General features: G+C 66.5%; 12 protein-coding genes. 6 read left to right on the top strand and 6 right to left on the bottom strand.

Translation table 11 applies throughout. The annotated features are described in order from the left end of the window. Nucleotides 1-5: 5 nt before the first annotated feature. A complete protein-coding gene (locus GGC65_RS13735) occupies nt 6-998 on the bottom strand; it encodes an NAD(P)H-dependent glycerol-3-phosphate dehydrogenase (RefSeq protein ID WP_192647688.1) in 993 nt (330 codons plus the stop codon). Then, nucleotides 995-2,029 (bottom strand): tRNA (adenosine(37)-N6)-threonylcarbamoyltransferase complex transferase subunit TsaD, encoded by a 1,035-nt coding sequence (gene tsaD / locus GGC65_RS13730; RefSeq protein WP_192647687.1) that lies wholly within the window; start codon nt 2,027-2,029, stop codon nt 995-997. Before tsaD ends, GGC65_RS13735 begins: the two co-directional genes overlap by 4 nt. A 62-nt stretch (nt 2,030-2,091) precedes the next feature. On the opposite strand from tsaD, the gene hemC reads away from it, so the two are divergent. Genes hemC through GGC65_RS13705 form a run of 5 tightly spaced genes read left to right on the top strand, consistent with a single transcriptional unit; the run spans nt 2,092 to nt 7,006 of the window. After that, entirely contained in the window at nt 2,092-3,039 is a 948-nt protein-coding gene (hemC, locus tag GGC65_RS13725; RefSeq protein WP_192647686.1) for a hydroxymethylbilane synthase, read from the top strand. Then, complete coding sequence (locus GGC65_RS13720; RefSeq protein WP_192647685.1) at nt 3,036-3,725, top strand: uroporphyrinogen-III synthase; 690 nt, start codon at nt 3,036-3,038, stop codon at nt 3,723-3,725. The genes hemC and GGC65_RS13720 overlap by 4 nt, the downstream gene beginning before the upstream one ends. 19 nt (nt 3,726-3,744) lie before the next feature. Continuing rightward, nucleotides 3,745-4,644 (top strand): mitofilin family membrane protein, encoded by a 900-nt coding sequence (locus GGC65_RS13715; RefSeq protein WP_192647684.1) that lies wholly within the window; start codon nt 3,745-3,747, stop codon nt 4,642-4,644. Between the two features lie 45 nt (nt 4,645-4,689). Next, the gene (locus tag GGC65_RS13710; RefSeq protein WP_192647683.1) at nt 4,690-5,892 is read left to right on the top strand and encodes an acyl-CoA dehydrogenase; all 1,203 of its coding nucleotides are present in this window, start codon (nt 4,690-4,692) and stop codon (nt 5,890-5,892) included. Further along, on the top strand, nt 5,885-7,006 hold the full coding sequence (locus GGC65_RS13705) for a CaiB/BaiF CoA transferase family protein (protein WP_192647682.1): 1,122 nt from the start codon (nt 5,885-5,887) through the stop codon (nt 7,004-7,006). Before GGC65_RS13710 ends, GGC65_RS13705 begins: the two co-directional genes overlap by 8 nt. Nucleotides 7,007-7,056: 50 nt before the next feature. Here the strand turns inward: GGC65_RS13705 and GGC65_RS13700 are convergent, their stop codons facing one another. Next, on the bottom strand, nt 7,057-9,390 hold the full coding sequence (locus GGC65_RS13700; RefSeq protein ID WP_225941165.1) for a TonB-dependent receptor: 2,334 nt from the start codon (nt 9,388-9,390) through the stop codon (nt 7,057-7,059). A gap of 264 nt (nt 9,391-9,654) precedes the next feature. Between GGC65_RS13700 and GGC65_RS13695 the strand changes: the two genes are divergently transcribed. Continuing rightward, complete coding sequence (locus tag GGC65_RS13695) at nt 9,655-10,290, top strand: TetR/AcrR family transcriptional regulator (protein WP_192647680.1); 636 nt, start codon at nt 9,655-9,657, stop codon at nt 10,288-10,290. Here the strand turns inward: GGC65_RS13695 and metW are convergent. From metW to metX, 3 genes are read right to left on the bottom strand one after another with little or no spacing between them, the layout of a single operon-like run. After that, nucleotides 10,287-10,871, bottom strand: a complete 585-nt coding sequence (gene metW, locus GGC65_RS13690; RefSeq protein ID WP_192647679.1) for a methionine biosynthesis protein MetW — start codon at nt 10,869-10,871, stop codon at nt 10,287-10,289. The two genes, GGC65_RS13695 and metW, sit on opposite strands and share 4 nt — an antisense overlap. A 2-nt stretch (nt 10,872-10,873) precedes the next feature. After that, a complete protein-coding gene (locus GGC65_RS13685) occupies nt 10,874-11,305 on the bottom strand; it encodes a GNAT family N-acetyltransferase (protein ID WP_192647678.1) in 432 nt (143 codons plus the stop codon). Beyond that, nucleotides 11,302-12,426 (bottom strand): homoserine O-acetyltransferase MetX, encoded by a 1,125-nt coding sequence (gene metX / locus GGC65_RS13680; protein ID WP_192647677.1) that lies wholly within the window; start codon nt 12,424-12,426, stop codon nt 11,302-11,304. Before metX ends, GGC65_RS13685 begins: the two co-directional genes overlap by 4 nt. Between the last annotated feature and the right edge of the window lie 84 nt (nt 12,427-12,510).

Below are 12,510 nucleotides of genomic sequence, written 5' to 3'. Positions count from 1 at the left end.
GCAGTTCATCGTCCTTCGGGTCGCAACGGGCGGCTGAGCAAAGCCTGAATGGCGTCGCCGACGCGCGTTTCGCCGGCAACGAGCCGCGCGACGGTGTCGGTGATCGGCATGTCGATACCGTCGGCGCGCGCCGCGGCGGCGACCACCGGCGCGCTGAATGCGCCTTCGGCCACGGTGCGACGGTCGGCCATCAGCACTTCGGCGCTTTCGCCGCGGCCGAGCCCCTGACCGAGCGCGAAGTTGCGCGAGTTGGACGAGGTGCAGGTGAGGACAAGGTCTCCAAGCCCTGCAAGCCCGGCGAGCGTTTCGGCCTGTGCGCCACGCGCGAGGCCGAAGCGCGTCATTTCGGCAAAGCCGCGGCTGATTAGCGCCGCGCGCGCATTGAGGCCGAGCCCGGCCCCGTCGACGATGCCGCAGGCGATCGCGAGGATATTCTTGACCGCGCCGCCAATCTCGGCACCCACAACGTCGGTCGACACATAAGGCCGGAAATGCGGCCGCGCGAGCGCTTGCGCGAGGTCGGTTGCGAGCCCGGCATCGGCGGCGGCGAGGGTGATCGCGGTCGGCAGGCCGGCGGCGACCTCGTGCGCGAAGGTCGGGCCGGAGAGCACGGCGTGCGGGCGCGACGGCGCGAGGTCGCGCGCCATGTCGATCGGAAAGGCGAAGCTGCCCGCCTCCATGCCCTTGCTGCAGAAGATCAATGGCGCATCGCCCGCCGGGAGTTCGGCAAGCACGGCACGCAGGAAGGGCACCGGGACGACGACCAGCAACGCGTCGAGGTCGGCCATGTCGGCGAGGTTGGCGGTCGCGGTCAGCGAGGGCGACAGCGTCGCGCCCGGCAGGAAGACGGGGTTGCGACGTTCGGTGTTGATCGCGGCGACGACATCGTTCTCGCGCGCCCAGAGGCGGACAGGTGCACCGTCGGCGGCAAGGAGCTGCGCGAGCGCGGTGCCCCACGCGCCGCCGCCGATCACGCCGAATTTGGAATATGACGTCATGCTTTCACTCCCGCCCCGCGCACCGTTTCGGCTTCGGGATCGAGCGGCCAGCGCGGACGCGCCGCGACGCCGAGATCGTCGGTCAGCCCCGCCGCGAAGCGTTCGGCGCCAGCCCAGGCAATCATCGCGCCATTGTCGGTGCACAGCCACAAAGGCGGGGCGACGAAAGCCTTGTCGAAGCGTGCCGCGAGATCGGTGAGCGCGCCGCGTATCGCGCCATTGGCGGCGACGCCGCCCGCGACGACGAAGGCGGTGGCATCGGGGCAGGCCGCCAGCGCGATGCGGCTGCGGTCGATGAGGCAGTCGACGACCGCCTGCTGGAAGGAGGCGGCGAGGTCGGGGACGCTGTGCTGGCCGCTCGCGGCGGCGCGCGCGACCGCGCTTTTGAGCCCGGCGAAGGAGAAATGCGGTTCGGCGCTGCCGACGAGCGGGCGCGGAAGCGGCACCGCATGGGGATTGCCGTCCTTCGCGATGCGCTCGACCGCCGGGCCGCCGGGATAGCCGAGCCCGAGCAGCTTTGCCGTCTTGTCGAATGCCTCGCCCGCAGCGTCGTCGATCGTCGTTGCAAGGCGGCGGTAGTCGCCGACGCCCTTCACCAACAGCAGCTGGCAATGGCCGCCCGAGACGAGCAGCAGCAAATAGGGAAACTCAAGGTCGGGGTCGGCAAGGCGCGGGCTGAGCGCATGGCCTTCGAGATGATTGACCGCGATCAGTGGCTTGTTCGCGGCATGCGCGAGCGCCTTGCCGGTGACGAGCCCGACCATCACGCCGCCAATCAGGCCGGGGCCGGCGGTTGCGGCGATCGCATCGACGTCGGCAAGCGAGACGCCGGCGTCGGCGAGCACGCCTTCGACGATGGGCGCGAGCCGGTCGACATGCGCGCGCGCCGCGATTTCAGGGACGACGCCGCCGTAGGGGCTGTGCTCGGCTTCCTGTCCGGCGACGCGGTGCGCAAATATGCGCCGTTCGCTGTCGACTAGCGCCGCCGCGGTTTCGTCGCAGCTCGATTCAAGGCCGAGGATCAGGGTCATATTGTTGCGCGTTCCTTTACCCGCCCCTTTATCGACAGGGCAACCCGCGCTAGCAGCGGGCGATGAGTTCATTTCCGACCCCCGAAAACCCGCTGCGTATCGGCACGCGCGCGTCACCGCTGGCGATGGCTCAGGCGCATATGGCGGCTGCGGCGCTGATTGCCAGCCATGGCATCGATATGGCGGCGCTCGAAATCGCGCCGATGACCGCGACCGGCGACAAGATCCAGGACCGCGCGCTGGCCGAGGTCGGCGGCAAGGCGCTGTGGACGCGCGAACTTGACGCGGCGCTTGATGCGGGGACGATCGACATCGCGGTCCATTCGCTGAAGGACGTCGAAACGATCCGCGACGCGCGCTTTTTCCTCGCTGCGATGCTCGAACGCGCCGATCCGCGCGATCGGCTGGTGGTGCACGAGGGGATTGCCGCCGCGACGATCGCCGACCTGCCCCATGGCGCCCGGCTCGGAACGAGCAGCCCACGCCGGGCGGCGCAGGTGAAGCGGATCCGCCCCGATCTCGAAACCGTGCTGCTACGCGGCAATGTCGCGACGCGGCTGGCGAAAATTGCGGGCGGCGATGCCGATGCGACCCTGCTCGCGGCGGCGGGGCTCGACCGGCTGGGGATGCACGATGTGGGCGTTGTGCAGGACACAAGCCTGTTGCTTCCGGCGGCGTCGCAGGGCGCGATCGGGATCGAATGTCGCGCCGACGATGCCGCCACGCGCGCGCTGCTTGCGGCAATCGACCATGAACCGACGCATCGCGCCGTCGCGGCAGAGCGCGATTTCCTTGCGGCCCTCGGCGGCGATTGCCGTTCGCCCGTCGCAGCGCACGCCCATTGGCGTGACGACGGGATGCTGCGCCTCGATGCCGAAATTTTCTCCGACGATGGCGCGGAACATGCCGCCGGCCACATCCTTGTCGCCGATTCGGGCGCGGCGTCGGCGCTGGCGCAGCGCCTGCTCGCCGAGGCGCCCGAAAGCGTCCGGCACCTGTTCGCGGCATGACGACTGGCTTGCCGCTGATCGTCACGCGCCCTGAACCGGGCAATGCCGCGACAGTCGAGCAAGCAAAAAAACTGGGACTCGACGCCCACGCGATGCCGCTTTTTGCCGCGCGACCGATAGAGTGGCGCGCGCCGGCGGCCGAAAATTTCAACGCGCTGCTGCTGACCAGCGCCTTCGCCGCAAAGCTCGCGGGCGCGGATCTTGCCAAGCTGTCGTCGCTGCCGGTTTACGCTGTTGGCGCTGCAACGGCTCGCGCCGCCGAGGGCGCAGGATTGACGGTTGCGATGACGGGGGCTGCCGACGCCCGGCGGCTTCTTGACGATATGGCGTCACGAAATATCCGAACGATATTATGGCTTTGCGGTCGGGATCGGTCGGAATTCGACGCGCGCGACGCGTCGATCACCCCGCTGCCATGCTATAAGGTCGAACCGGCGCAGCCCCCGGCGGAATGGTCGGCGCTGATCGCCGCGCCTGCGATCTTGCTCGCGCATTCGGCGCGGGCGGCCCGGCGTATTTCGGATCTGGTCGGCGACGAGCGTGGCCATCTGGCGCTCGTCGCGATCAGTTCGTCGGTCGCCGCGGCGGCGGGCGAGGGATGGCGCGATCTCGCCATCGCGGGACAACCAAACGACGCGGCAATGTTGGCAGAGGCCGGTGCTTTGTGGCACAAGGATGCAAAATAGGGTCGTTCGAAAGAGAAACATGGCAATCGACAGCATCGACACCGCCTCGCCCCCAGCGGACGAGGTGGTCCCGGCGAGGGGGCTATCGTTCCGCGCCATCGCCATTGGTGCCTTCCTCCTGCTCCTGATCGGCGTGGCCGGCGGCGGATGGGCGGTGAACCGCTGGCTGACGGGTCAAAATGTGCCGCCAGCCAGGATGATCGGGGCCCCTGCGGCGCCCACGCTGGTTGCGGGCGGTACGGCCAAGGGCACTGCGGGTCAGCCGCTTGCGGTGACACCGGTCGACGGCGCCAACGCGCTTGCCGCGCGCGTCGCCGAACTCGAACAGCGTCTGTCGCGCATCACGCTCGAGGCCGAATCGGCGTCGGGGAACGCGTCGCGCGCGGAGGGCTTGCTTGTCGCCTTTGCGGTGCGCCGCGCGCTCGATCGCGGGTTATCGCTCGGCTATCTCGACGCGCAGCTGCGCCTGCGTTTCGGCGACGACCAGCCGAATGCGGTGAAGACGATCATCGATACGTCGCGCGAACCGGTGACGCTCGAGCAGCTGCGCGCCGAACTCGACGCGATGGCGCCGCAGCTCGTCGGACGCGGCGGCGACGACAATGGCAGCCTGTGGACCGGCCTTCGCCGCGAGCTCGGCGAATTGTTCGTCGTGCGCGCCGCGGGGACGCAGTCGCCGCGCGCTTCCGAACGGCTCGACCGCGCACGGCGCTATCTCGCCGCCGGACAGGCCGACCTCGCGATTGCCGAAGTCGAAGCGATGCCGGGATCGGATGTGGCGAGCGACTGGCTGATCGCCGCGCGGCGCTATCATGAAGCGCGGCGTGCGCTTGACCTGATCGAGACCGCGGCGATATTGGAGCCGCGCGACAGCCCCGCTGCCGCAATGGCCCGCAAAACGGCCGAACCGACCCCATAGCGAGCATTCCGGAAGGGCTGCCGCTCTTTAGAGAAAGCCCGTTCCATGGCCCTCGCCGATCCGCAGCGCATCGAAGCGCTCGACCCGCTCGATCCCCTCCAGCTCGACGCCGAGCTCAGCGAAGAGGAGCGGATGGTCCGCGATACCGCGCGGTCCTATGCGACCGACGCGCTGTTGCCGCGCGTGACCTCGGCGTTCCTCGATGAACGCTTCGACCGCGAGATCATGTCGGAAATGGGCGCACTCGGGCTGCTCGGCGCGACGATCGACCCAGAATATGGCGGCGCGGGGCTGAACTACGTCAGCTATGGGCTGATCGCGCGCGAAGTCGAACGCGTCGATTCGGGCTATCGGTCGGCCTGTTCGGTGCAAAGCTCGCTCGTGATCCACCCGATCAACGCCTATGGCAGCGAGGAGCAGAAGCGGAAATATCTGCCCGGGCTGACCTCGGGCGAACTCGTCGGCTGTTTCGGCCTGACCGAACCCGACGCGGGCAGCGACCCGGGCGGGATGCGCACCCGCGCCGAAAAGATCGAGGGCGGATATCGCCTCAAGGGCGCGAAGATGTGGATCACCAACTCGCCGATCGCCGACGTCTTCGTCGTGTGGGCGAAGTCCGACGCGCACGATGGCGCGATTCGCGGTTTCGTGCTCGAAAAGGGCATGAAGGGCCTGTCGGCGCCGAAGATCGAGGGCAAGGTGTCCTTGCGCGCTTCCGTCACCGGCGAAATCGTGATGGATTCGGTCGAGGTCGGCGAGGATGCGCTGTTGCCGCATGTGTCGGGGCTCAAGGGCCCGTTCGGCTGCCTCAACCGTGCGCGTTACGGCATCGGCTGGGGCGCGATGGGCGCCGCCGAATTCTGCTATGAAGCCGCACGCAATTATACCGGCGAGCGCAAGCAGTTCGGGCGGCCGCTCGCGGCGAACCAGATCGTCCAGCTGAAGCTCGCCAATATGCTCACCGAAATCACGCTGGGCCTGCACACCGCACTGCGCGTCGGTCGGTTGATCGACGAGGGCCGGCTCATTCCCGATGCGATCAGCCTCCTGAAGCGCAACAATTGCGGCAAGGCGCTCGATATCGCGCGCGTCGCGCGCGATATGCACGGCGGCAATGGGATTTCGGCCGATTATCATGTGATTCGCCATGCGGTGAATCTCGAAACGGTGAACACCTATGAGGGCACGCACGACGTCCATGCGCTGATCCTGGGGCGCGCGATCACGGGCATTTCGGCCTTTGCATAAACCGCTGGAAGGCATCCGCGTCGTCGAACTGGCGCGGGTGCTCGCGGGCCCCTGGTGCGGGCAATTGCTCGCCGATCTTGGCGCCGAGGTCGTCAAGGTCGAGCGGCCGGGGGCGGGCGACGATACGCGCAGCTGGGGACCACCGTTCGTCACGGATGAGAGCGGCGCAAATCTCGGCGCCGCTTATTATCATAGCACCAACCGCGGCAAGACGGGTGTGGCGATCGATATCGCGAGCGCGGAAGGGCAGGCGGCGGCGCGCGCGCTGATCGCCGAGGCCGATGTGGTGATCGAGAATTACAAGGTTGGCGGGCTCGCCAAATATGGCCTCGATCCCGCGACACTCCGCGCCGACTTTCCGCGCCTCATTGTTTGCTCGATCACGGGATTCGGGCAGACCGGGCCCTATGCGCACCGCGCGGGCTATGATTTCATCATCCAGGCGATGGGCGGCGCGATGTCGCTGACCGGCGAGCCCGATGGCGCGCCGCAAAAGGCCGGAATAGCTTACGCCGATATCTTCACCGGCATGTATTCGACCGTCGCGATCCTCGCGGCACTGCGGCGGCGTGACGTCACCGGGAAGGGCGCGCATGTCGATATGGCTTTGCTCGATTGCCAGGTCGGGGTACTCGCCAATCAGGCCGCCAATTATCTCGCGAGCGGCGTATCGCCGCGGCGGATGGGCAATGGCCATGCCAATGTCGTGCCCTATCAGGCGTTCGCGACCGCCGACGGGCAGCTGGTGATCGCGGTCGGCAACGACGGCCAGTTTCGTAAATTATGTGTGATTCTGGGCGAGCCGGGCTGGGCCGACGATGCGCGATTCGCGAGCAACGCTGCGCGACTGGCGAACCGCGGCGAATTGATCCCGCTGCTCGCGGGGAAGATCGCGGCGTGGGAAGCGCAGCCGCTGTCGCTCGCGCTCGAGGCCGAGGGCGTTCCCGCGGGGCCGATCAACGATATTGCGAGCGTCTTCGCCGATCCGCAGGTTCAGGCGCGCGGGATGCGTTTTCGCCCCGAAGGCGCCAGCGTCGACGGGCTCGCCAGCCCGATCGTCATCGACGGCGAGCGTATGGCCGCGCGAACGGGGGCGCCGCCGCTCGGCGCATAGAAAAAGGGGCGCCGCAGTGGACGCCCCTCTCCCCCCTTATTATCCGAAAATCAGAATTTGACCGTGCCGGTGACGAAGACCTGCCGCGGATTGCCGTAGAAGGCGGTGAGTACGCCTTCGCAGCCGAGTGCCGGGATCAGGCTGCCCGCCGGGAGCGGGGCCATGCCGGGGCAGCTCGCCGCGATCGGTGTCGGGGCGACGGTCTGCGTCAGCGCGCCGGTCGTCGCATTGGCGACCATGAAGGTATAGCCCGAGGTCTTATACTGCTTGTCGAGCAGGTTCTTGCCGAACACGCCGATGCTCCAGCGGTCGTCGGGCGCGGTGTAGACGAGGCTCGCGTCCCACAAGGCGAAGCCCTTCTGGTCGATATAGGGGTTCGGGATTTCGAACTGATAGGTCTTGCTGCGATACGAGACCGTCGTCGCGAAGCTGATGTCGCCGTCACCGACCGGGGCCGAGTAGGCAAGCGTGCCGCTCGCGGTCCATTTCGGCGTATTCTGCACTTCGCGGAAATCGGCGACATCGGTCGGAACGCTTGCGATATTGGCGATATATTCCTTGTAGTCGGCGTCGATAAAGCCGAGCGCGGTCGAGAAGGTCAGGCGGTCGCCCGGGGTGGCCATATCCTGACCCAGTCGTGCGCGGCCCTCAAACTCAAGGCCCTTGAACTTGGCCTTGCCCGCGTTCGACACCACGCCGCAGAAGGTCGGCAGGCCTTGCGAGACGCAGGCCACCGAGCCGGGGATCTGGACGTCGGTATAGTCGGCATAGAAGCCCGCGAGCGCGACGTTGAGCGCGCCGTCGAGCAGGCTGCCCTTGTAGCCGAGTTCATAGCTTTCGACCTTTTCGGGGCGGAAGCCGAGGAAATCAGCGACCTCGTCGCTCGTGGGTTGGCCGGGGATCGCCGCGGGGGCGTTCGAGCCGACGCCGCGCGGGTCGAAGCCGCCGCCCTTGAAGCCCTGCGAATAGCTCGCGTAGAAATTATGGTCGGGGGTCGGCTTGTACGACAGCGAGACGCGCGGGGTGAATTTGTTGTAGCTGCGGCTGCCGTTGAAATTGGTCGCCGGCGCGCCGAGGGCGACCCCTGCGCCGCCGAACACGGGCGAACCGCCGCCGAGATAATTTTGGCGCAGGATATGCGCCTCGCGCTTGTCCCATGTGTAGCGGCCGCCGACCGAGAGGCTGAACTGGTCGGTGAAATCATAGGTGAAGTCGCCGAACACCGCGAAGGTCGTCGTGTCGACGTCGGCCTCGGTAAAGGCGGTGAGCCCCGCGACATTGTTGAAGATGCGTACGTCGAACAATGTGTCGGCACTGGCATCGAGATAATAGAAGCCGAGCAGACCCTTGAGCTTGTCGCCTTCGTAGAGGAGCTGGAATTCTTGGCTCAGCTGTTCGTTGAAATAATAGCCGGGGACGTCGACGTCGACCGCGGGCAGCGCGTCGAAATCGATCGGGGTCGCCGAATTATCCTTGCGCCATGCGCTGATCGAACGGAGTGTGACGGTGTCGCTGAGCTCGGCAGTGACATTCATCGCGAGACCATAGGCCTCGATATCCTGCTTCGGGTCGTTGAGCCCGCCGCGGGTGTCGTAGACATCGTCGAGGACCGGCGCGCCCGATTTCAGCCCGGCGATTAGGCGGTGACCGCCGCGCGGATTGCTCTTGTCCTTGCTGTAGTCGCCGGTGATGCGGATGAGGACGGGGGCGTCATAACCGCCGAGTTCGACGGTGCCGCGGCCGGCCCAGATGTCCTTGTTGTAGTTTTCGAGGCCGGTGGTGAGATTGTCGCCGAAGCCGCCGCGCGACAGGCGCGCGACCGACCCGCCGACGCGCAGCAGGTCGCCAATCGGCGCGCTGGCGGTGACGACGAGATCGGCCTGGTCATAAGTGCCGAGCGTGCCCTTGATCTTGAACGAGAAATCCTGCGGCAGCGGCTTTGTCACATATTTGACCGCGCCGCCGATCGTGTTGCGGCCATAGAGCGTGCCCTGCGGCCCGCGCAGGATTTCGATGCGTTCGACGTCGTAGATATCGAGCACCGCGGCCTGCGGGCGGTTGAGGTAGACGTCGTCGAGATAGATGCCGACGCCCTGTTCGAAGCCCGACACCGGATCCTGCTGGCCGACGCCGCGGATGAAGGCGCTGAGTGTCGAGTTCGAGCCGCGCGAGACTTCGAGCGTCGTGTTCGGCGTCGTCTGGCCGATTTCGGTAATGTCGATCGCGCCGGCCTTTTCGAGCGCCTCGCCCGAATAGGCGGTGATCGCTACGGGCACATCGATGAGGCGTTCGTCGCGACGGCGTGCCGTCACGATGATCTCGTTATCGTCGGCGTCCGTCGTGCCCGCTTCCTGCGCGAAGGCGGGCGGGGCGAAAGCAATCATCGAAAGCGCGCTGGTAGCAAGGATGGCACGGCGCAGCGGGCGGGCGAAAGGACGCATGATACTCTCCCATGTGGCGGGTGACCCCTCGCCACCCTTGTTCTGGTTTTCTTGGGCCGGTGCTTGCCAAGCCGCGCCGCATCCAATAATGAAACATGAACCAAGTTTCAACTTGGAATGTTGGGCCGTCGTTTTTTGCTTGCCAGTGGTGCGGAAAAGCCACGATGCAGCGAATGGGGCAGCGACGGAGGGGAGACGAGGATCATTATGGATCAGCCGCCAGCCGCGACAGACAATGCCGGGAGCGATGCGCGCGACAAGACGCCGCGTACCGAGCGCGGGCGCCGGACGCTGCGCAAGCTGCTCGACGCGGCGGCGATCGAATTCGGCGAACGGGGCTTTCACGAAGCATCGATCAGCGCGATCACGCGCCGCGCGGGGACTGCGCTCGGCAGTTTCTACACCTATTTCGATTCGAAAGAGGAAATCTTCCGGGCGCTCGTCCGCTATATGAGCGAACAATTACGCGATCATGTCACGCCGCTCGTACAGTCGGCGCCCGACGGGATCAGCGCCGAGCGTATCGGGCTCGAATCCTATCTGGGCTTCGTGCGCGAGCATAAGGAGATTTACCGCATCATCGATGAAGCCGAATTTGTCGATTATGCGAGCTATCGCCGCCATTATGAAACGACCGTCGCGCGCGTGCGGCAACGGCTCGAAGGAGGAGCGGCGCGAGGCGAAATCCGCGATGACGTCAGTGAAATCCACGCGTGGGCAATCGGCGGAATGAATGTCTTTCTCGGCATGCGCTACGGGCTCTGGGATACCGAGAGCGATATTTCGGAGATTGCGCGCGTCGCGAATGACTTGCTCGCGAACGGGCTGAAAAAGCAGGATTAACGCGAAATCAGGAAGATCGCATGCTCGGCGCGCCAGCTCGCGGCGGCGTCGCCGGTCGGCTTGTCGCCCGAGAGATGCCAGACGCGCTCGACCTTGATGCCCTTCGCGCGGACGAGGTCGCGGAAATCGCTGACCGTGACATGGTGGATGTTCGGGGTCTCGTACCAGGCGACCGGGATCGAGCGCGTGACCGGCATGCGGCCGCCCCACAGCAGCGCGAGCCGCACGCGCCAGTGCGCGAAATTGGGGAAGCTGACGAAGGCGCGCGGCGCGATGCGCAGGAGTTCGTCGACGACCCTGTCCGGCCGCTCGGTCGTCTGGAGCGTCTGCGACAGGATCGCATAGTCGAAGGCATCGTCGGGATAGTCGGCGAGGTCATGGTTGGCGTCGCCCTGCACGACCGACTGGCCCCGCGCAATTGCGGCGGTGACATTGTCGGGATCGATCTCCAGCCCCCGCGCGTCGACGCCCTTGCCCCGCAGCGCAACCATCAGCTCGCCGTCGCCGCAGCCGACGTCGAGCACGCGTGACGTCGCGGGAACCGCGTCGGCGATGATGGCGAGGTCGGGGCGAAGCTTCATCGTCAGGCCTGCCGGTAAACGTCGGGGAAATGCCGCTGCATGAACGGCGTGCCATCGTCGATCGCGGTCCAGCCAAGCCCGGAATAAAGGCCGTGGGCGTCGCTGGTCGCGAGCATCCAGCGTCGCAGGCCCTGCAGTTCGGGATGATCGTGCAATGCCGTCACCATGCGGGCAGCGAGGCCGTGCCCGCGATGCGCTTCAAGCACATAGACGTCGGCCAGATAGGCGAAGGTCGCGCGATCGGTAACGACGCGGGCAAAGCCGACCTGCTCGCCGCCTGGCGTCAGGATGCCGACACACAGCGAGCCTGCAATCGCGCGTTCGACGACGGTACGCGCAATATTTTCGGACCAATAGGACCGGGTCAGAAACGCATGGATCGCGTCGACCTGCATGTCCGCAGGGTCGAAGGACAGGCGATAGGTGCCCGTCATCGAAGGTCAGCCTGCAAGGCGCCGGCGACGAGGCGGTCGAGCGCGGGGACGTCGAGGAGGAAGCTGTCGTGACCGAAGGGCGCCGACAGCTCGACGAAACTTGCGGCGGCGCCGACGCTTTGTAACGCCTGCACGACGCGGCGCGATTCGGAGGTCGGATAGAGCCAGTCGGTGTCGAAGCTGACGAGCGTGAAGCGGACATCCTTCGCATTGGCGAAGGCGCCTGCCAGCCGTCCGTCGTGCGGGTCGGCGAGATCGAAATAGTCCATCGCGCGCGTGATATAGAGATAGGCGTTCGCGTCGAAGCGGTCGGTGAAGGCGAGCCCCTGATGGCGGAGGTAGGATTCGACCTGGAAATCGGCGTCGAAGCCGAAGCTCTTGATATCGCGCGCCTGCAGCCGGCGGCCGAATTTCTCGGTCAGCCCTTCCTCGGACAAATAGGTGATGTGCGCCGCCATGCGCGCAACCGCGAGCCCTTTGGTCGGCGCGCGCGCGCTGCCGTAATATTGGCCGTCCTGCCAGTCGGGGTCGGCCATGATCGCCTGCCGCCCGACCTCGTGGAACGCGATATTCTGTGCCGAATGCCGCGCCGCGCTCGCGATGACGAGCGCCGAGGCGAGGCGATCGGGATAGGTCGCGGCCCAGGCGAGCGTCTGCATCCCGCCCATCGACCCGCCGACGACGGCATGAAGTCGCGAAATACCGAGATGATCGAGCAGCATGGCCTGCGCGCGCACCATGTCGGTGATCGTGATGACGGGAAACGCCATGCCGAGCGGCGCGCCGCTTGTCGCATCGGGCGAGGCGGGACCGCTCGTTCCCATGCAGCTGCCGAGCACATTGGCGCAGATGACGTGGAACCGGTCGGTGTCGATCGGCTTGCCCGGGCCGACCATGCGCGCCCACCAGCCGGGCTTTCCCGTCGCCGGATGGTCGCTCGCGACATATTGGTCGCCGGTGAGCGCATGGCAGATCAGCACCGCGTTCGATTTGTCGGCGTTGAGCGCGCCATAGCTTTGGTAGGCGATCGTCACCGAAGGCAGCACCTGGCCGCTGTCGAGCGGCAGCGGCGCCGCGATGGTCACGCTGTGATGACGGATATCGTGGAGAAGGCTCGCCATGGTGCGCGCGGGGCTAAGCGGGCGGACGCACCCTGTCAACGTACTGGACTCGACGCTGGACTTGGGCCGCGCAGCCGTTAAACG

Origin of the sequence: Sphingopyxis sp. OAS728 (assembly GCF_014873485.1) — a bacterium.
In the GTDB taxonomy this organism is placed as follows: domain Bacteria; phylum Pseudomonadota; class Alphaproteobacteria; order Sphingomonadales; family Sphingomonadaceae; genus Sphingopyxis.
Note: the sequence above shows the minus strand (reverse complement) of the source record. Positions and strands in the feature narration are given on the sequence as shown.